Source organism: Williamsia herbipolensis (assembly GCF_036153515.1).
Taxonomy (GTDB): domain Bacteria; phylum Actinomycetota; class Actinomycetes; order Mycobacteriales; family Mycobacteriaceae; genus Williamsia_A; species Williamsia_A herbipolensis.
On the sequence record NZ_CP108021.1, the window covers coordinates 362,816 to 381,772 of the forward strand.

General features: G+C 69.4%; 13 protein-coding genes. 10 read left to right on the top strand and 3 right to left on the bottom strand.

From position 1 onward, the window contains the following. Positions 1-131: 131 nt before the first annotated feature. The 5 genes from yajC to OG579_RS01685 all read left to right on the top strand — a co-directional run bounded on the left by yajC (position 132) and on the right by OG579_RS01685 (position 6,325). Positions 132-518, top strand: a complete 387-nt coding sequence (yajC, locus tag OG579_RS01665) for a preprotein translocase subunit YajC (RefSeq protein WP_045822597.1) — start codon at positions 132-134, stop codon at positions 516-518. Between the two features lie 153 nt (positions 519-671). After that, the gene (gene secD, locus OG579_RS01670; RefSeq protein ID WP_328859122.1) at positions 672-2,192 is read left to right on the top strand and encodes a protein translocase subunit SecD; all 1,521 of its coding nucleotides are present in this window, start codon (positions 672-674) and stop codon (positions 2,190-2,192) included. Continuing rightward, the gene (gene secF / locus OG579_RS01675) at positions 2,192-3,349 is read left to right on the top strand and encodes a protein translocase subunit SecF (RefSeq protein WP_328857846.1); all 1,158 of its coding nucleotides are present in this window, start codon (positions 2,192-2,194) and stop codon (positions 3,347-3,349) included. Before secD ends, secF begins: the two co-directional genes overlap by 1 nt. Beyond that, the gene (locus OG579_RS01680) at positions 3,346-3,894 is read left to right on the top strand and encodes an adenine phosphoribosyltransferase (RefSeq protein ID WP_045822599.1); all 549 of its coding nucleotides are present in this window, start codon (positions 3,346-3,348) and stop codon (positions 3,892-3,894) included. The genes secF and OG579_RS01680 overlap by 4 nt, the downstream gene beginning before the upstream one ends. 148 nt (positions 3,895-4,042) lie before the next feature. Beyond that, positions 4,043-6,325, top strand: a complete 2,283-nt coding sequence (locus OG579_RS01685; protein WP_328859123.1) for a RelA/SpoT family protein — start codon at positions 4,043-4,045, stop codon at positions 6,323-6,325. Positions 6,326-6,375: 50 nt separating this feature from the next. On the opposite strand, the gene OG579_RS01690 is transcribed toward OG579_RS01685, so the two are convergent. Next, entirely contained in the window at positions 6,376-7,440 is a 1,065-nt protein-coding gene (locus OG579_RS01690; RefSeq protein ID WP_328857847.1) for a peptidylprolyl isomerase, read from the bottom strand. Between the two features lie 229 nt (positions 7,441-7,669). Here OG579_RS01690 and OG579_RS01695 point away from each other — a divergent pair, with 229 nt between their 5' ends. Both OG579_RS01695 and hisS read left to right on the top strand, forming a co-directional pair. After that, the gene (locus OG579_RS01695; RefSeq protein WP_328857848.1) at positions 7,670-8,392 is read left to right on the top strand and encodes an MBL fold metallo-hydrolase; all 723 of its coding nucleotides are present in this window, start codon (positions 7,670-7,672) and stop codon (positions 8,390-8,392) included. Further along, complete coding sequence (gene hisS / locus OG579_RS01700; RefSeq protein WP_328857849.1) at positions 8,389-9,654, top strand: histidine--tRNA ligase; 1,266 nt, start codon at positions 8,389-8,391, stop codon at positions 9,652-9,654. Before OG579_RS01695 ends, hisS begins: the two co-directional genes overlap by 4 nt. A 7-nt stretch (positions 9,655-9,661) precedes the next feature. On the opposite strand, the gene OG579_RS01705 is transcribed toward hisS, so the two are convergent. Together OG579_RS01705 and ypfJ are read right to left on the bottom strand one after the other, a co-directional pair. Next, positions 9,662-11,329: a DUF885 domain-containing protein gene (locus tag OG579_RS01705; protein ID WP_328857850.1), complete on the bottom strand. Its 1,668-nt coding sequence runs from the start codon at positions 11,327-11,329 to the stop codon at positions 9,662-9,664. A 242-nt stretch (positions 11,330-11,571) separates the two neighbouring features. Beyond that, positions 11,572-12,447, bottom strand: a complete 876-nt coding sequence (gene ypfJ, locus OG579_RS01710; protein WP_328857851.1) for a KPN_02809 family neutral zinc metallopeptidase — start codon at positions 12,445-12,447, stop codon at positions 11,572-11,574. Positions 12,448-12,566: 119 nt separating this feature from the next. On the opposite strand from ypfJ, the gene aspS reads away from it, so the two are divergent. The 3 genes from aspS (at position 12,567) to OG579_RS01725 (ending at position 18,952) form a co-directional block, all read left to right on the top strand. Beyond that, entirely contained in the window at positions 12,567-14,369 is a 1,803-nt protein-coding gene (gene aspS, locus OG579_RS01715; RefSeq protein WP_328859124.1) for an aspartate--tRNA ligase, read from the top strand. A gap of 16 nt (positions 14,370-14,385) precedes the next feature. Continuing rightward, positions 14,386-15,321, top strand: coding sequence for a DUF389 domain-containing protein (locus tag OG579_RS01720; protein ID WP_055788686.1), 936 nt, complete (start codon positions 14,386-14,388; stop codon positions 15,319-15,321). Positions 15,322-15,385: 64 nt separating this feature from the next. Then, the gene (locus OG579_RS01725) at positions 15,386-18,952 is read left to right on the top strand and encodes a transglutaminase family protein (RefSeq protein WP_328857852.1); all 3,567 of its coding nucleotides are present in this window, start codon (positions 15,386-15,388) and stop codon (positions 18,950-18,952) included. Positions 18,953-18,957: the final 5 nt, after the last annotated feature.

Genomic DNA, 18,957 nt, shown 5'->3' on the forward strand with positions numbered 1-18,957 from the left:
TCGAGCGTGGCGGCCGCCACGCCCCCGCGCACCGTCTGCCCCACGCACACGTGGGAGTTGCGGCGGTGACCGTCCCGACCCGGCCGCTGCCACCCGCACAGCCGGACAACACCAAGGATTGACCCACCACCATGGAACTGCTCTTCCCGATCGTCCTCGTCGTCCTCGTCGGCTTCATGTTCCTGTCCGTGCGCCGTCAGAAGAAGGCCGCCGCCCAGGTCCAGGAGATGCAGGACGCTCTCCAGCCCGGTGCCCGCGTGCAGACCACCTCGGGCATGTACGGCACCGTGGTCGGCCTCGCCGACGGCGTCGTCGACCTCGAGCTGGCGCCCGGGGTCGTGGTGCGCTGGAACCGCCTCGCGGTCCGTGAGGTCGTGCACGCAGACGATCTCGCCGGATCGTTCCCCGGCGCCGACACCACGCCGGCCGACGCGTTCGACGAGGACGACGACACCGGCTTCGACGCCGACGTCGATCGTCCGATCACGCTCGACAAGAAGGCCGACAGCGACAGCTGATCGAAACCACCCCGGCCGGCCACGTAGCCTGTCCTGCGGGCCGCCGGGGATCAACCGGTGGCGAAACAGTCCATCCGAGGAGTCGTAGCACCCGTGGCACCGTCCAAACGTGAGATCCCGCCTGTGCGGTTGTTGAGCGTCTTCCTGTTGTTGATGGTCATCGTCTACGCACTGGTGTTCTTCACCGGCGGAGGCAAGCCCGAACCGAAACTGGGCATCGACCTGCAGGGCGGTACCCGGGTCACCCTCACCGCGCGCACGCCGGATGGCAGCGCGCCGCAGAAGGACCAGCTCGACAAGGCCAAGCAGATCATCGAGCAGCGTGTGAACGGCCTCGGTGTCTCCGGCTCCGAGGTGATCACCGACGGCAACAACCTCGTGATCACCGTCCCGGGCACCGACGGCCGTCAGGCCCGGACACTGGGACAGACCGCGCGCCTCTACGTCCGCCCGGTGGAGAACGTGCAGCCCGCGACCCCGCAGCAGGCGACACCCACGCCGGCGGGGCAGACCGCGGCACAGGCGATCGCCGCCGCCAAGGCGCTGCGCCAGGCTCCCGGCGGCGACGCCGCGGCCAACCAGGCGGCCGTGTCGAAGCTGACCGCGCAGATGGCCAAGACCGACTGCAACCCGCGCAACACCGACCCGCTGCAGGGCAACGACGACCCCAGCCAGTACCTCGTGGCGTGCTCGCAGGACGGTGCGCAGGTCTACCTCCTCGCGCCGCAGATCATCGACGGCCGCGACATCGCCGACGCGACCGCCACCACCAGCTCCCAGGGTGGCGCGTGGATCGTGCAGGTCGAGTTCCGTAACGCCGCGCGCGATTTCTGGCCCAAGTACACCGGCGCCAACATCGGCAAGCAGACCGCGTTCACCCTCGACTCGCGCGTGGTGAGCGCACCGCAGATCCAGGGCGCCATCACCACGCCGACCACCGAGATCAGCGGTAGCTTCTCGCAGTCCGGCGCCAAGGACCTCGCCAACGTCCTCAAGTACGGGTCGCTGCCGTTGTCGTTCAAGTCGTCCGACGCGCAGACCGTCTCGGCCACGCTGGGCCTGTCGTCGCTGCGCGCCGGATTGATCGCCGGTGCGATCGGTCTCGTCGCGGTGCTGCTCTACGCGCTGCTCTACTACCGCATGCTCGGATTCCTCACGATGCTGTCGCTGATCGTCGCCGGGATCATGGTCTACGGCATCATGGTCCTGCTGGGCCGCTACATCGGCTTCACACTCGACCTCTCGGGCATCGCCGGCCTCATCATCGGTATCGGCATGACCGCCGACTCGTTCGTCGTCTACTTCGAACGAATAAAGGACGAGATGCGCGAGGGCCGCAGCTTCCGGTCCGCGGTTCCCCGCGGTTGGGCCCGCGCCCGCCGCACCGTCTGGTCGGGCAACGCGGTCAGCTTCATCGCCGCCGCCGCCATCTACTTCCTGGCCATCGGTGAGGTCCGCGGATTCGCGTTCACCCTCGGACTCACAACCATCCTCGACCTCGTCGTGGTCTTCCTCGTGACGCATCCGCTGGTCGCGCTGGCCAGTCGGTCGTCGTTCCTGTCCAAACCATCGGTCAACGGTCTGGGGGGTGTCTCCGAGGTCGCGAAGGAACGCCGTCTGGCCGCCGCGCGCTCGGGTGCCGGTGCCGCCGCGTCGCAGAAGGAGAGCGTCTGATGAGCGACGACACCACCGGGTTCGACACCCCGACCGACGATCGCGCCAGCGAGGCCCGCAACAACGAGATCGCCAGGCGCCACTCGCTGCTCAGTCGCCTCTACACCGGCACCGGCGCGTTCGAGATCGTCGGCAAACGCAAGATGTGGTACATCGTCAGCGCCGTGATCATGTTGATCTGCGTGTTGAGCATCGTGTTCCGCGGATTCACCCTCGGCATCGATTTCGAGGGCGGTACCCAGATCTCGTTCGCCTCGACCCCGCAGACCTCCACCTCGGCGGTCGAGAAGGCGTTCTCCGACGCCATGGGCACCGACCCGCAGACGGTGCAGACCGCCGGGTCCGGATCGAGCGCGACCGTGCAGATCCGTACCTCGACGCTGTCGCAGGCCGACACCGAGAAGATCACCGCCGCACTCGTAGAACGGTTCGGCCCCCAGCTGACCGCCGACGACATCAACTCCTCCGACGTCAGCTCCACCTGGGGCGGTGAGATCACCGAGAAGGCGCTCATCGCGCTCGCGGTGTTCCTCGTCATCGTCCTGATCTACATCGCAGTCCGCTTCGACCGGGAGATGTCGGCCGCGGCCATGGCCTCGCTGATCTTCGACATCGTCTGCACCGCCGGCGTCTATTCGCTCGTCGGCTTCGAGGTGACCCCGGCGACCGTCATCGGCCTACTGACGATCCTGGGCTTCTCGCTCTACGACACGGTGGTGGTGTTCGACAAGGTCGAGGAGAACGTGCGGGCGGTCCTCAAGACGACCCGCCGGACGTACGCCGAGCAGGCCAACCTCGCCGTCAACCAGACGCTGATGCGATCGATCAACACCACGGTCATCTCGGTGCTCCCGATCATCTCGCTGATGATCGTGGCCGTGTGGTTGCTGGGTGTGGGCACGCTCAAGGACCTCGGCCTCATCCAGCTCGTCGGTGTCGTGGTCGGTGCCTACTCGTCGATCTTCTTCGCCACCCCGCTGCTGGTCACGCTCAAGGAGCGTCGCGGCGAGATCAAGAAGCACACCGAGAAGGTCCTGGCGTGCCGGGTGCGCATCGACGCCGGTCTCACCGAGCCGGAGCTGGCCACCGCGTCGGCCACGTCGAGGTCGGCCGGCTCGGAGGATCGCCCGTCCGGCAAGCGTCGCCGAACCCGATGACCGAGACGATCGAACGCGCACGGACGGCGATCGCCGACCACACGCGACTGGTGCCCGATTTCCCGTCGCCCGGTATCCAGTTCAAGGACCTGACGCCCGTGCTCGCCGATCCGGCCGGCCTCGCGTCGGTCACCGCCGCCCTGGCCTCGGTGTCCGGTGACGTCGACCTCGTCGCCGGTATCGACGCCCGAGGTTTCCTCCTCGGGGGCGCGATCGCGCTGCACAGCGGTCTCGGTGTGGTGGCGGTCCGCAAGGCGGGCAAGCTGCCACCGCCGGTCCACTCGGCGACCTATGACCTCGAATACGGCTCGGCGTCGCTCGAGATCCCGGCCGACGGCATCGACCTGCGCGGGCGGCGGGTCTTCGTCGTCGACGATGTACTCGCCACCGGCGGCACCCTCAACGCGGCCATCGGGTTGTTGCTCGACGCCGGTGCGATCGTCGCCTCGGCCGCGGTGGTCATGGAGATCGACGGTCTGCCCGGCCGCGCCGCGGTCACCTCGGCGCACCCGGATCTGACGCTGACCGCGCTCACCACCGGCTGAGGACTACCATCGCCACCAGCGCCGCGACCACCGGACGACGGTGTTCCGTCGGCGAGTCGAGGAGGTGCGTGTGACCGATCAGCCCGACGTGCGCGAGACCGACGGGGCGTCGCTCGACGTCGCCACCGACACCGACCCCCATCCCGCGGTGAGCACCTCCGCGCCGGTCGGATCGTCGACCTCGCGCCGCGTGCGCGCCCGCCTCGCGCGCCGGATGACCGCCACCCGCAACCCGATCCGTCCGGTCCTCGAGCCGCTCGTCGCCCTGCACCGCGATCTGTACCCCAAGGCCGACGTCGCGGTGCTGCAGCGCGCCTACGACATCGCCGACCAGTACCACGACGGTCAGTTCCGCAAGTCCGGTGACCCGTACATCACCCACCCGCTCGCCGTGGCGACCATCCTCGCCGACCTCGGCATGGACACCACCACCCTGGTCGCGGCGCTGCTCCACGACACCGTCGAGGACACCGGGTACAGCCTCGAGGCGCTGGGCGCGGAGTTCGGCGACGAGGTCGCCCATCTCGTCGACGGCGTCACCAAACTCGACAAGGTCGCCCTCGGCAATGCCGCCGAGGCCGAGACCATCCGCAAGATGATCATCGCCATGGCGCGCGATCCGCGGGTGCTGGTCATCAAGGTCGCCGACCGGCTGCACAACATGCGCACCATGCGGTTCCTGCCGCCGGAGAAGCAGGCGCGCAAGGCCCGCGAGACCCTCGAGGTCATCGCGCCGTTGGCCCACCGGCTCGGGATGGCGACGGTCAAGTGGGAACTCGAGGACCTCTCGTTCGCGATCCTGCACCCCAAGCGCTACGAGGAGATCGTGCGCCTCGTCGCCGACCGCGCCCCGTCGCGCGACACCTACCTCGCGAAGGTGCGCACCGAGATCACCAAGGCGCTCAACGGATCCCGCATCGACGCCACCGTCGAGGGACGCCCGAAGCACTACTGGTCGATCTATCAGAAGATGATCGTCAAGGGCAAGGAGTTCGACGACATCCACGACCTGGTCGGCATGCGCATCCTGTGCGAGCAGATCCGGGACTGTTACGCCGCCGTCGGTGTCGTGCACTCGTTGTGGCAGCCGATGGCGGGCCGGTTCAAGGACTACATCGCCCAACCGCGCTACGGCGTCTACCAGTCGTTGCACACCACCGTGATCGGTCCGGAGGGCAAGCCGCTGGAGGTGCAGATCCGCACACGCGACATGCATCGCACCGCCGAGTTCGGTATCGCCGCGCACTGGCGCTACAAGGAGACCCGCGGCCGCAACGGTGCCAAGCACGTCGACGACGCCAACGAGATCGACGAGATGGCCTGGATGCGTCAGCTTCTCGACTGGCAGCGGGAGGCCGCCGACCCCGGCGAGTTCCTCGAGTCGCTGCGCTACGACCTTGCGGTCAAGGAGATCTTCGCGTTCACACCCAAGGGTGACGTGATCACGCTGCCCGCCGGTTCGACCCCGGTCGACTTCGCCTACGCGGTGCACACCGAGGTCGGACACCGTTGCATCGGTGCCCGCGTGAACGGTCGCCTCGTCGCGCTGGAACGCACGCTGGAGAACGGCGAGGTGGTGGAGGTGTTCACCTCCAAGGCGCCCAACGCCGGGCCCTCGCGCGACTGGCAGGGCTTCGTGGTCTCGCCGCGTGCGAAGACGAAGATCCGTCAGTGGTTCGCCAAGGAGCGTCGTGAGGAGGCGCTCGAAGCCGGCAAGGACGCGATCACCAAGGAGGTCCGCCGCGGCGGACTCCCGTTGCAGCGGTTGATGAGTGCGGAGTCGGTGGGCTCCATCGCGACCGAACTGCGCTACGCCGACGTCTCGGCGCTCTACACCGCCATCGGCGAGGGCCACGTGTCGGCCCGCCACGTCGTCGGTCGACTGGTCGCCGCACTCGGTGGTCTCGACGACGCCGAGGAGGAACTGGCCGAACGGTCGACGCCGTCGACGATGCCGACGCGCACGCGACAGACCGGCGACGCCGGGGTCCTGGTGCCCGGTGCCGAGGGTGTCGTGGCGAAGCTCGCCAAGTGCTGTACGCCGGTGCCCGGCGACGAGATCCTCGGGTTCGTGACCCGCGGTGGGGGCATCAGCGTCCATCGCACCGACTGCACGAATGCCGATGCGCTGCAACAGCAGTCCGAGCGGATCATCGACGTCACCTGGGCTCCGTCACCGTCGTCGGTGTTCCTCGTCGCGATCCAGGTCGAGGCGCTCGACCGGTCCCGGCTGCTGTCGGACGTGACGCGCGTGCTCGCCGACGAGCGGGTGAACATCCTCTCGGCGTCGGTGACGACGAGCCGCGACCGTGTCGCGATCTCCAAGTTCACCTTCGAGATGGGTGACCCCAAGCACCTCGGCCACGTGCTCAACGTGGTGCGCAACGTCGAGGGTGTCTACGACGTCTACCGCGTCACGTCGGCGTCCTAGCGGCGTGCGGCGACCGGTCCGACCCCGGGTCGGCCGGTCGACGCGACCGCTCAGCTGACGGTGGCCTTCTCGATCTCGACAGCGAGCTTCGGCTTGCCGTCGCCCGGCGTCGGTGCGTAGGTGACCGCGCCGGTGGTGGGATCCTGTGAGGGTCGGATGCCCGGCGTGAGTCCACCCTTGTAGACCTTGTCGAGCACGGCGAGCCCGGCGTCGTCGACCTTGCCGATGACGCTGTAGTTCGCCGGGAGCTCACTGTCGTTGATGACCAGGAACATCTGCGCCGAACCGGTGTTCGCGCCCGAGGCCTGGCCGCCCTGACCGGGCTGATAGCTGTTGGCGATCGCGACCGTGCCTCGGGGATAGACCACCGAGGCCGGCACACCCAGCGACGCCATCTGCGGGTCCTGCGGGACGGCCTTGAGATCGGTGGGGAACTCGTCGGGGCTGGTCCACCCGGGCGCGCCGGCGCCGGTCGCGGTCGGGTCGCCGCACTGCAACACGGCGATCTTGCCCGTGCCACCCTCGGTCATCCGGTGGCATTCGGTGTTGTCGTAGTACTTCTGATCGATCAGCGAGGCCACGGCGGCCACGTTGCACGGCGCCGACGCCCGATCGAGCTCGATGGGGATGGTGCCCTGACTGGTGGTCAGCGTCGCGGTGAGATCACCCTTCTTGAGCTGACGGTCGGCCGGCACCTTCGCCGTGCGCTGCTTGGACTTGCCCGCGGTGAAGTCGGCGACGAACTGCTTGGCCCGGGCCAACTGCTCACCGCTGAGGTTCGGCGGGATCTGCGGCGGCTGGGAGAACGGGTTCGCGTCGGCGGGGGTCGGGGTGTAGGCGCACGCGGTGTAGCGGGCCTTCTCACGATCGTCGAGCACCTTGTTGGTGACCAACGTGCCGACGGTGGCGATGACGGCCACGGCGACGACCACGGAGGTGGTGACCACGATGATCTTGCGGCGTCGCGCGGCGGCCTGCTGCGTCCCGAGCCGGTGCTCGAGCTTGCGCTTGGCCTCGGCCCGACGCTGCTCGTTGGTCATCTGCTCACCGCCGACCTCGGGTTCGTTCGACGTGTTGTCCGAAGCGTTGTCTTTGCCGGTTGGGTCGCTGGGCACAGCCGCGATACCTCCATCGATGACCACTGGGACGCCGTGTGCGTCGTCGACGCACGGCTCGTGAGGAGGTGACGTCAGCCACCTCTGCCGCCTGCGAGTCTGCCAGCCGACCCTGTGAACACCTCTCAGGGGTGGGTGCGGGCGCCGGGCGTGTCCCATGGCCGCGGCGGGAAAGCACCGTTCACAGCGGCCTTTGCGATGATGTACCGATCGACCGAAGGAGCAGACGTTGTTGATCACCGGTTTCGCCGCGGGGATGTTCGCGACCAACTGTTACGTGGTCGCGGACCGTCCCGGTTCCGAGGCCGTCATCATCGACCCCGGCCAGGACTCGGCGGCGAGCGTGCGCGCCCTGCTCGCCGAGCACTCCCTGACACCGGTCGCCGTGCTGCTCACGCACGGTCACCTCGACCACACGTGGGACGCCGCGGTGTTGTGCGACGAGTACTCGATCCCGGCCTACATCCACCCCGCCGACCGGCACATGCTGGCCGATCCGGCGTCGGGGATCGGGCCGGCGTTGGCGTCGGTCATCGGCGGGATCGTGTTCCGGGAACCGGAGAAGGTGATCGAGTTCGTCGACGGCGAGCCGGTCGACCTCGCGGGGATCGGTTTCGACGTCGATCTCGCGCCCGGCCACACACGGGGGTCGGTGTTGCTGTCGACCCTCGCCGACACCGGCGACGGCACGTTACCGGTCTGCTTCTCCGGCGACGTACTGTTTGCGGGGTCGATCGGGCGTACCGATCTGCCCGGGGGCGATCACGAGCAGCTGCTCCGCAGCATCGCCACCACGCTGTTGACCCGTAGCGACGAGACCCAGGTGCTGCCCGGACACGGGCCGCAGACCAGTGTCGGGCGCGAGCGGGCGGTCAACCCGTTCCTCGCCGGCCTGCCCGGCGTCGACGACAGCGCCGAGAACGGACCGAGGAAAGGACGACACGGACTGTGAGCTCTGTGTTCCAGGCGCCGCGTGGCATCCCCGACTATCTGCCGCCGAACTCGAGCCGGTTCCTCGCCGTCCGCGACGAGCTGACGCGTGCGGCGCGACTGGCCGGCTACTCCCACATCGAACTGCCGGTGTTCGAGGACACCGCGCTGTTCGCGCGGGGTGTGGGGGAGTCGACCGATGTGGTGTCGAAGGAGATGTACACCTTCGCCGACCGCGGTGACCGCTCGGTGACGTTGCGTCCCGAGGGCACGGCCGGGGTCATGCGGGCGGTGTTGCAACACGGGCTCGACCGCGGGCAGCTGCCGATCAAACTGAGCTATCACGGCCCGTTCTTCCGCTACGAGAAGCCGCAGACCGGTCGGTACCGCCAGCTGCAGCAGGTCGGCGTCGAGGCCATCGGTGTCGACGACCCCGCTCTCGACGCCGAGGTGATAGCCGTCGCCGACGAGGGGTTCCGCCGCTGTGGCCTGCGCGGCTACCGTCTCGAGATCACCACCCTCGGCGACGACACCTGCCGTCCCGCCTACCGGGAGGCGTTGCAGCAGTTCCTGTTCGGACTCGACCTGGACCCAGAGACGCGTCGGCGTGCGGAGATCAACCCGCTGCGTGTCCTCGACGACAAGCGACCCGAGATCAAGGCGGCCACCGCCGACGCCCCGTTGATGATCGACTTCCTCTCCGATTCGGTGCGCGACAACTTCGCGGCCGTGCGGGGTCACCTCGATCGGCTCGGCGTCGCCTACGAGGTCAACCCGCGGCTGGTGCGGGGTCTCGACTACTACACGAAGACGACGTTCGAGTTCGTCCACGACGGGCTGGGCGCGCAGTCGGGCATCGGTGGCGGTGGACGCTACGACGGGTTGATGAGTCAGCTCGGCGGCAAGCAGGAACTGTCGGGCATCGGGTTCGGACTCGGCGTCGACCGCACGGTTCTCGCCCTCGACGCCGAGGCCGTCCCGGACACCACCTCGGCGCGGTGTCGCGTCTACGGCGTCCCGATGGGGGAGGCGGCGCTCGACCGTCTCGTCGTGATCGCGGGGGAACTGCGGTCCAAGGGCGTCAGCATCGACATCGCCTACGGCGGTCGGGCCCTCAAGGGCGCCATGAAGGGTGCCGACCGGTCGGGCGCGCGACTCGCGTTGGTGCTCGGCGATCGTGAACTCGAGTCGGGTCAGATCGAGATCAAGGATCTCGCCGACGGGTCCCAGCGCACCGTCGCCCTCGACACCGTCGTCGACGACGTGGTCGCCACGGTCGGCTGATCACGCCCTAGTCGGTGGTCCCGGCCACGCCGCTCGGGAGCACGTCGAGGCTCACCCCGCCCAATCGCAGTGCGCGCGAGTGGAAGTCGCGCAGTGTGCGGTCGGGGTTCGCGCGCAGGTAGTCGTCGCGGGTGCGTTCCCACACCCGCTGCCCCAGTGCGTACGACGGCGCCTGGCCCGGCCAGCCGAGGTAGCGGTTGAGCTCGAAGCGCAGCACGTTGCGGTCCATCGCCACCGCGTCGCACAGGAACCGCCACGCCTTGTCGGCGTCCCAGATGCCGCCGCCGACCGAGTCGGGGGCCGTCAACCCGCAGTGCACGCCGATGTCGACCACGACGCGGGCGGCGCGCAGACGTTGCGAGTCGAGCATCCCCATCCGGTCGCCGATGTCGGTCAGCCAGCCGAGTTCGTCCATCAGCCGTTCGGCGTAGAGCGCCCAGCCCTCCCCGTGCCCGGAGGTGAACGAGGCCAGTTTGCGCCACCGGTTCAGTTCGGGGCTGATCATGGCCTGGCCCAACTGCAGGTGATGGCCGGGCACACCCTCGTGGAAGACGGTGGTCGTCTCCTGCCAGGTGTGGAACACCGTCTGCTCCGGCGGCACCGACCACCACATGCGGCCGGGACGGGTGAGGTCCTCGCTGGGCATCGTGTAGTAGATGATCCCGACCGCCGACGGCGCGAGACGGCACTCGAGCGCGGTGAGACCGTCCGGGATGTCGAAGTGGGTCCCGGCGAGTCCGCTCGTGGCCCGGTCGGAGAGATCCTGCATCCACGCGACGAAGGCGTCGCGATCGGTCATCTGGTACCGCGGGTCGTCGTCGAGGGCGGCCAGCGCACCGGCGACCCCGGCACCGGGTGCGATCTGCTCGGCCAGTGTCTCCTGCTCGGCCACGATCGACTGCAGGTGGTCGAGGCCCCAGGCGTAGGACTCGTCGGGATCGAGGTCGGTGCCCACGAATTCCGCCGAGTGCAGCCGGTAGCGGTCGCGGCCCACACCGTCGCGCTCGACGGCGTGGGGGAGCACCTCGGTGGTGAGCACCTCGCGCAGGCGATCGAAGGCCTCGGCGGCCGCCGGTCGGGCGCGGTCGAAGTCCTCGGCGAAAGTGGACGATCCGGCGAGCGCGGTGGCCACGTTCGTCCAGATGGCGTCGACCGCCTCGCCCGACTGGGCGGCGACGAGCTCGACCTGACGCCGTGCCACGGGCTCACCGTGCCCCACCCGAGCACGCAGACCGGCCACGATCGATTCGACGCACTCCGGGATGGCGCGAACGCGCGACAGCAGGACCGATCGATCCTCGTCGGAGTCGGTGCCCATGAGGTCGAACACGTCCCGCATCGCCTGTAGCGGCGACTCGATGACGTTGACCTCGCCGACCCGGAGACCGGCGTCGTCGACGGCGAGTCCGCGGCCGAGCTGATCGGTCATCGTCGCGACGGTCACCCGGTCGACGTCGTCGACCGGGGTCGCTGCGGCGAGGGCGCGCAGGGCCTCGCGCGCCAGGTCCGACCGCTCGGCGATCGCGTCGGGGGAGTAGTCGGTGAGTGCGTGGTCGTTGCCGCGCACGCCGGTGAGGGTGGAGAACACCGGATCGGCGGCACACGACCGCGCGAGGAAATCGTCGGCGATCGCGTCGATGGCGGTGGAGGTGCGGGGCGTCTCGGGACCGGTCATGAGCCCATGCAATCAGACCGGCCGCAGTTGGGCAGCTAACGACCGCAGTTGGGCAGGTAACGACCGCAGTTGGGCACGTGATGACCGCAGTTGGGCACCGGATCGCTCCGTCGCGTGCCGCGTAGCCCAGCCGGCGCGTCACGTGCCCAGCCGGGGTCGTTACGTGCCCAACTGGCATCTTTATGTGCCCAACCGGGGTCGTTACGTGCCCAACAGGCGTCTTTACGTGCCCAACTGAGGTTTCAGAGGCGGTTGGTGGAGAAGGTGTCGCAGCTCGCGGGGTCGCCGGAGCGGTAGCCGGTGGTGAACCAGCGCACGCGCTGTTCGGCCGAGCCGTGTGTCCATCCCTCGGTGTCGTTGCGGCCCGAGAGGGTGTCGTCGCCGATCGCCTTCGCGGTGGTGATCACGTCCCCGATCTGCTCACTGGTCAGCGGTTCCAGCATCGCGTCGGGGCCCTTGTCGGCGTGTTCGGCCCACACGCCGGCGTAGCAGTCGGCCTGCAGTTCGAGGCGGACCGAACCCGAGGTGGCGCCGCGGGATCCGAGCCGCTGCGCCTGGTCCATGTTGCCGAGCAGGTTCTGCACGTGGTGCCCGAACTCATGGGCGACGACGTACTCCTGGGCCAGCGGGGCGTTGCTGCCCCCGAGCTGATCGGACAGCGTCGTGAAGAAGGTGGGATCGAAGTACGCGGTCTTGTCGCCGGGGCAGTAGAACGGTCCGACCGCGGAGGTGGCCGAACCGCAGCCCCCGGTGGTGATCGCGTCGGCGAAGATCACCGTCTTGGGCTTGGTGTACCCGTCGACGAGGGTCGGCCACACCTTGTCGAGGCTGTTGGTGGTGGCCACGATCCGACAGATGGTGTCGGTGTTGGCCTTGGCGATGGTGCAGCTGTCGATCTGGCTCTGGATGCCGGTGTTCGTCCCCGACGACCCGGACGAGACGCTGGGCGTCGAACCGCCGTCACCGCCGAGGATGTCACCGGGATTCACGCCGAACAGCACCGCCACGATCGCGACGATCAGGCCGGCACCGCCGCCGAGCGCGATGCGGCCACGTCCGCCGCCACCGCCGCCGGAGACCCCGCTGGTGTCGAGTGGACCGTCACCCTGGAACGTCATCGCTCTCCTGTCGGCTGCGCACGGCTGCGAAACGCATTCGTGTTCGGAGGATGATCCTACGTAGGATCACGACCGTCGAGGCGACCCTCGGCGTCACCTTTTTCCATGAGAGGAAGCCCGTGCTGCGCACCCATTTCGCCGGATCTCTGCGAGCCGACAACGATGGCGAGACCGTCACCGTCGTCGGATGGGTGGCGCGTCGTCGTGATCACGGCGGCGTGATCTTCATCGATCTGCGGGACAGCTCGGGCCTGGTGCAGGTCGTGTTCCGCGACGAACAGGTCGCCGACATCGCCCATCGCCTGCGCGCCGAGTACTGCGTGCAGGTCACCGGGGTCGTCGAGACCCGCCCCGAAGGCAGTGAGAACGCCAACCTCGCCTCGGGCGGCATCGAGATCAACGCCTCGGAACTGACCGTGCTCAACGAGTCGGCGGCACTGCCGTTCCAGCTCGACGAGTCCCCCGGTGAGGAGGCGCGCCTCAAGTACCGCTACCTCGACCTGCGCCGTGAGGGCCCCGCCGCCGCCATCCGGTTGCGCTCGAAGGTCAACGCCGCCGCCCGCGCGGTCCTCGGCGCCCGTGACTTTGTCGAGGTCGAGACCCCGACCCTGACCCGTTCCACCCCCGAGGGTGCCCGCGACTTCCTCGTGCCCGCGCGCCTGCGTCCCGGGTCGTTCTACGCGCTGCCGCAGAGCCCGCAGCTGTTCAAGCAGCTGCTGATGGTCGGCGGCCTCGAGCGGTACTACCAGATCGCCCGCTGCTACCGCGACGAGGACTTCCGCGCCGACCGGCAACCGGAGTTCACCCAGCTCGACGTGGAGATGAGCTTCGTCGACCAGGACGACGTGATCGCCCTGGCCGAGGAGATCCTGGTGTCGTTGTGGGAGCTCATCGGGTACACCGTGCCCACCCCGATCCCGCGGATGACCTACGCCGAGGCGATGCGCCGCTACGGCAGCGACAAGCCGGATCTGCGGTTCGGGCTCGAACTGGTGGAGTGCGCGGAGTTCTTCTCCGACACCCCGTTCCGTGTCTTCCAGGCCGAGTACGTCGGCGCCGTCGTGATGCCCGGTGGGGCGGGTCAGCCCCGTCGCCAGCTCGACGCCTGGCAGGAGTGGGCCAAGCAGCGCGGTGCCAAGGGCCTCGCGTACGTGCTCGTCGGCGAGGACGGCACGCTCGGCGGACCCGTCGCCAAGAACCTGTCGGATGCCGAGCGCGACGGGCTCGTCGCCCATGTCGGCGCGAAGCCGGGCGACTGCGTGTTCTTCGCCGCCGGACCGACCAAGGCGCAGCGCGCGCTGCTCGGCGCCGCACGCGGCGAGATCGCCCGCAGGCTCGACCTCATCGATCCCGCCGCCTGGGCCTTCACCTGGATCGTCGACGCCCCGCTGTTCGAGCCGACGGCCGACGCGACCGCCACCGGCGACGTCGCCGTGGGCTCGGGAGCGTGGACCGCGGTGCACCACGCGTTCACCTCGCCCAAGCCCGAGTCGCTCGAGAACCTCGAGGCCGATCCGGGTTCGGCACTCGCCTACGCCTACGACATCGTCTGCAACGGCAACGAGATCGGTGGCGGCAGCATCCGTATCCACCGCCGGGACGTGCAGGAGCGGGTGTTCGCGCTCATGGGCATCGACAACGCGCAGGCGCAGGAGAAGTTCGGATTCCTGTTGGACGCCTTCGCGTTCGGCGCGCCGCCGCACGGCGGCATCGCCTTCGGCTGGGATCGCATCACCGCGCTGCTGGCCCACGAGGGGTCGATCCGCGAGGTCATCGCCTTCCCGAAGTCCGGTGGCGGCGTCGACCCGCTGACCGAGGCCCCCGCACCGATCACCCCGGCGCAGCGCAAGGAGTCGGGCATCGACGCACCGCCGCCGAAGCCCGCGGCGCAGGCGCAGACGCCGCCTCCCGCCACTTCCTGATCGACACTCCCCACCTGTGTTGCACCTGCGGATCATCGCGCCGGACCACTGCGCCGGCGACGTGGTGACCCTGCTGCGTGAGGCGGTCGGTGTCACCCACCTGATCGTCCATCCGGGTGCGGCGGTCGAACCGGCGGGCGATCTGGTGGAGGCCGACATCACCCGCGAGGCGGTCAACGACGTCCTCGACGACCTGCTCGCTCTGGGGCTCACCCACGACGGCGCCATCACCATGGAGCCGCTCGACACGGTGATCTCCGATGCGGCCGTGCGTGCGGAGAAGGACGCGCCGGGCGACCCCGACGACGCCATCATCTGGGAGGAACTGACCCGTCGGACGCGTGAGGACGCGACGCTCAGCGTCACCTTCGTCACGTTTCTGACCCTGGCGTGCCTCCTCGCCGCGGTGGGTGTCATCACCGATTCGCCGGTGACGGTCGTCGGCGCCATGGTCGTCGGGCCCGAGTTCGGGCCGCTCGCCGGTATCGCCGTCGGGTTCGTCCGGCGTCGCTTCGACCTCGCGCGCCGATCGGTCTACGCGCTGCTCCTCGGGTTCCCGGTCGCCATGGTCGTCACCGGCCTCGCCGCCGTCCTCGGCGAGGCGACCGGAACCGTCGACATCACCGACGTGACCTCTGCCGACCAGGTCGACTTCATCTACCAGGTCGGACCGTTCTCGCTGGTGGTGGCGATCCTCGCCGGGGCCGCGGGGATGCTCTCCCTGGTGTCGGCGAAGTCGGCCGCACTGGTCGGGGTGTTCATCTCGGTGACCACCGTGCCCGCCGCGGGGTACGCGGTGGTGGCCGCGACGCTGGGTCAGTGGCGCGTCGCGGCGGAGTCGACGGCACAGCTCGCGGTGAACATGGTCGGCATCGTGGTGGCCGGGGTCTGCGTGCTCGCGGTGCACCGTCTGCTGGCCCGTCGGCGCGCGGCGACGACCCCGGATCTGTGATGGGATCGTCTGCGGGGCGTCGGTTCGCGACGCGGCCGCAGGTGACGGACAGGGGTACACGGCGTTGACCATCAAGGTGGCACTGGAACACCGGACGAGCTACTCCTTCGACCGGCCGGTGAAGGTGTATCCCCACGTGGTCCGACTCCGCCCCGCGCCACACTCCCGGACCCCGATCGAGGCGTACACGCTCTCCGTCGAGCCGGCCGGTCACTTCGTGAACTGGCAGCAGGACGCATTCGCGAATTATCAGGCGCGGCTGGTGTTCCCGGAGCCGACGACGTCGCTGAGCATCACCGTCGGTCTGGTCGCCGACCTCACCTCGATCAACCCCTTCGACTTCTTCATCGAGGACTGGGCCGAGGATTTCGGGTTCACCTATCCCGACGCGATGCGCACCGACCTCGAGGCGTATCTGCGACCGGTCACCGACACCACGCCCGGCCGCCACAGCGTCGGTGGTGGCGACGTCGGCGACGACGACAGCCCCACCGTTGCGCAGTGGGTGGCCGATCACCGCCCGACCGGCCCCATCCGCATCATCGACTTCCTGGTCGCGGTCAACCGCGCACTGCGCGACGACGTGAACTACACCGTCCGCCTCGAGGCCGGCGTGCAGAGTCCCGAGTACACGCTCACCAGCGCCATCGGATCGTGCCGCGACTCGGCCTGGCTGATGGTGGCGATCCTGCGCCGCTTCGGGCTGGCCGCGCGGTTCGTCTCGGGGTACCTGGTCCAGCTGACGTCCGACGTGAAGTCGATCGACGGCCCGTCGGGACCGTCGGCCGATTTCACCGACCTGCACGCGTGGACCGAGGTCTACCTGCCCGGAGCCGGGTGGGTCGGCATGGACCCGACGTCGGGTCTGTTCGCCGGCGAGGGCCACATCCCGTTGGCCGCGACGCCGTCGCCGGGCGGGGCGGCACCGATCACCGGTGCGACGGGCCCGTGCCACGCGACGATGGACTTCTCCAACGTCGTCACCCGCTTCCACGAGGATCCGCGGGTCACGTTGCCCTACACCGACGATCAGTGGCGCCGGGTGGTCGACCTCGGGGCCGTGGTCGACACCCGCATGCGTGAGCGCGGCGTCGGTCTGACGATGGGTGGCGAGCCGACGTTCGTGTCGATCGACGACCAGACCGCGCCGGAATGGACCACCGCCGCCGACGGACCCGACAAGCGACGACTGGCGTCGGTCCTGGCCGGTCGGCTGCGTCCGATCTACGCGCCGACCGGGCTCGTGCAGCGCAGCCAGGGCAAGTGGTACCCGGGAGAACCGTTGCCGCGCTGGCAGATCGGTCTGCTCTGGCGCACCGACGGCGAGGCGCTGTGGCATCAGCCGGAACTGCTGGCCGACCCGTGGGCCGACGCCGAGACCGCAGCCGGGTCGATGTCGACGTCGGTGACCCGTCCCGACGCGGGCTCGGCCGAGGTCACCGGGGCGTTCATGGCCGCGGTCGCCGACGCCATCGGCGTCACCCGCGACGCCGTGCAGCCCGCGTTCGAGGACCCTCTGCTGCGCCTGGCCGAGCTGCTCCGCAGCCCCGAGGGCGAACCGACCGCGGTCACCACCGAACCCGACGCCGACGACGACGACCCGACGGCGGGATTCCGCGGACGTGGACGCGACCTCACGCCGACCGACGACGGGACCGCCGCGCGTCGGGAACTGTTGGCACGGCTGGACGAACCGGTCACCGCGCCCACCGCGCACGTGCTGCCGGTGAGCCGTACCGAGGACGACACCGCCTGGGAGAGCGCGGCCTGGACCACCCGACGCGGTCGCCTGGTGCTCACCGCGGGCACCAGCCCCGCGGGTCTCCGACTCCCGCTCGACTCGCTGTCGTGGGGTCCGGCGCCGGTCACCTTCGAGGCCGACCCGACGGCGCCGGCCGCTCCGCTGCGCGTCACCGCGCCACCCCTGGCCCCCGCACCGGCTGTCGCCGCCGACGACGACGAGCCGGAGGAGACCGACGACGCCGACGACACGGTGACCGACGACACCGACGGCACCGACGAGACCGAGACCGAGACCGAGACCGACGAGAGCATCGAGGACGAGCCCGAGGACCGTCCGGTTCCCCGGACCGCCCTCGTCGCCGAGATCCGGGACGACATCCTCTACGTGTTCCTCCCGCCCACGCAACGGCTCGAGGAGTTCGTCGATCTCGTCAGCGTGATCGAGACCGCGGCGACCGCGATCGGTCGACCGGTGGTGGTCGAGGGCTACGGACCGCCCGCCGACGGGCGGGTGCAGTCGCTCACCGTCACCCCCGATCCCGGGGTGATCGAGGTCAACATCCAGCCCACGGCGTCGTTCGCCGAGCAGTCGACCCTGCTGGAGACGATCTATCGCGAGGCACGCCTGGCCCGACTCGGCACCGAGTCGTTCGATCTCGACGGCAGCCACGGCGGTACCGGTGGTGGCAACCACATCACCCTCGGTGGATCGACCGCGGCCGCGTCGCCGATGCTGCGTCGACCCGACCTGCTGGTGTCGATGCTGAGCTACTGGCAGCGCCACCCGTCGTTGTCGTACCTGTTCTCCGGCCGGTTCATCGGCACCACCTCGCAGGCGCCCCGCGCCGACGAGGGGCGGGAGAGTGCGCTCTACGAGATGGAGATCGCGTTCGCCGAGATCGACCGTCTCACCGGCGAGGACGGTGACGCGAGCCCGTGGACGGTGGACCGTGCGCTGCGGCATCTGCTGACCGACATCACCGGCAACACCCATCGGGCCGAGTTCTGCATCGACAAGCTCTACAGCCCCGATTCCGCGCGCGGACGCCTCGGGCTGCTCGAACTGAGGGCGTTCGAGATGCCGCCGCACCATCAGATGGCCATGGTGCAGTCGTTGCTCGTGCGGAGTCTGGTGGCCTGGTTCTGGGACCACCCTTTCCGTGGTCGACTGGTCCGCCACGGCGCCGACCTGCACGGCAAGCACCTCCTGCCGCACTACGTGATCGCCGACATCGCGCAGGTGGCCGAGGACCTGCGTGAGGCGGGCCACGAGTTCGACACCGCGTGGCTCGACCCGTTCACCGAGTTCCGTTTCCCGCGCCTGGGCACGGTGCAGATCCGCGACCAGGAGATCGAGCTGCGCGGGGCGATCGAGCCGTGGAACGTCCTCGCCGAGGAGTCGACCGCCGGCGGCACCGCCCGGTATGTCGACTCGTCGATCGAGCGCGTGCAGGTACGGGTACAGGGCAGTGACGACGACCGGTTCATCCTCACCTGCAACGGTTTCCCGCTGCCGCTGACGCCGACCGGTCGCCCCGGCGAACGTGTCGCGGGCATCCGGTTCCGGGCCTGGCAGCCCCCCAGCGCGCTCCACCCGACCGTGGGGATCGACTCACCCCTGGTGTTCGACATGGTCGACACGTTCTCGGGCCGGTCGGTGGGCGGTGCGACCTACCACGTCATCCATCCGGGCGGCCGGGCCTACGAGCGGCCGCCGGTCAACGCCGTCGAGGCCGAATCGCGGCGCAACGGCCGTTTCGAGGCGATCGGCCACACCCCGGGCCCGGTCGACACCGCGGCGCTGCGCGAGATGGCCGCACGCCTCGCGACCGACCTGGGCGTGCCGACGATCCTCGACCTGCGGCGGGCGCGTACGGTCCTGCGGTGACCTCG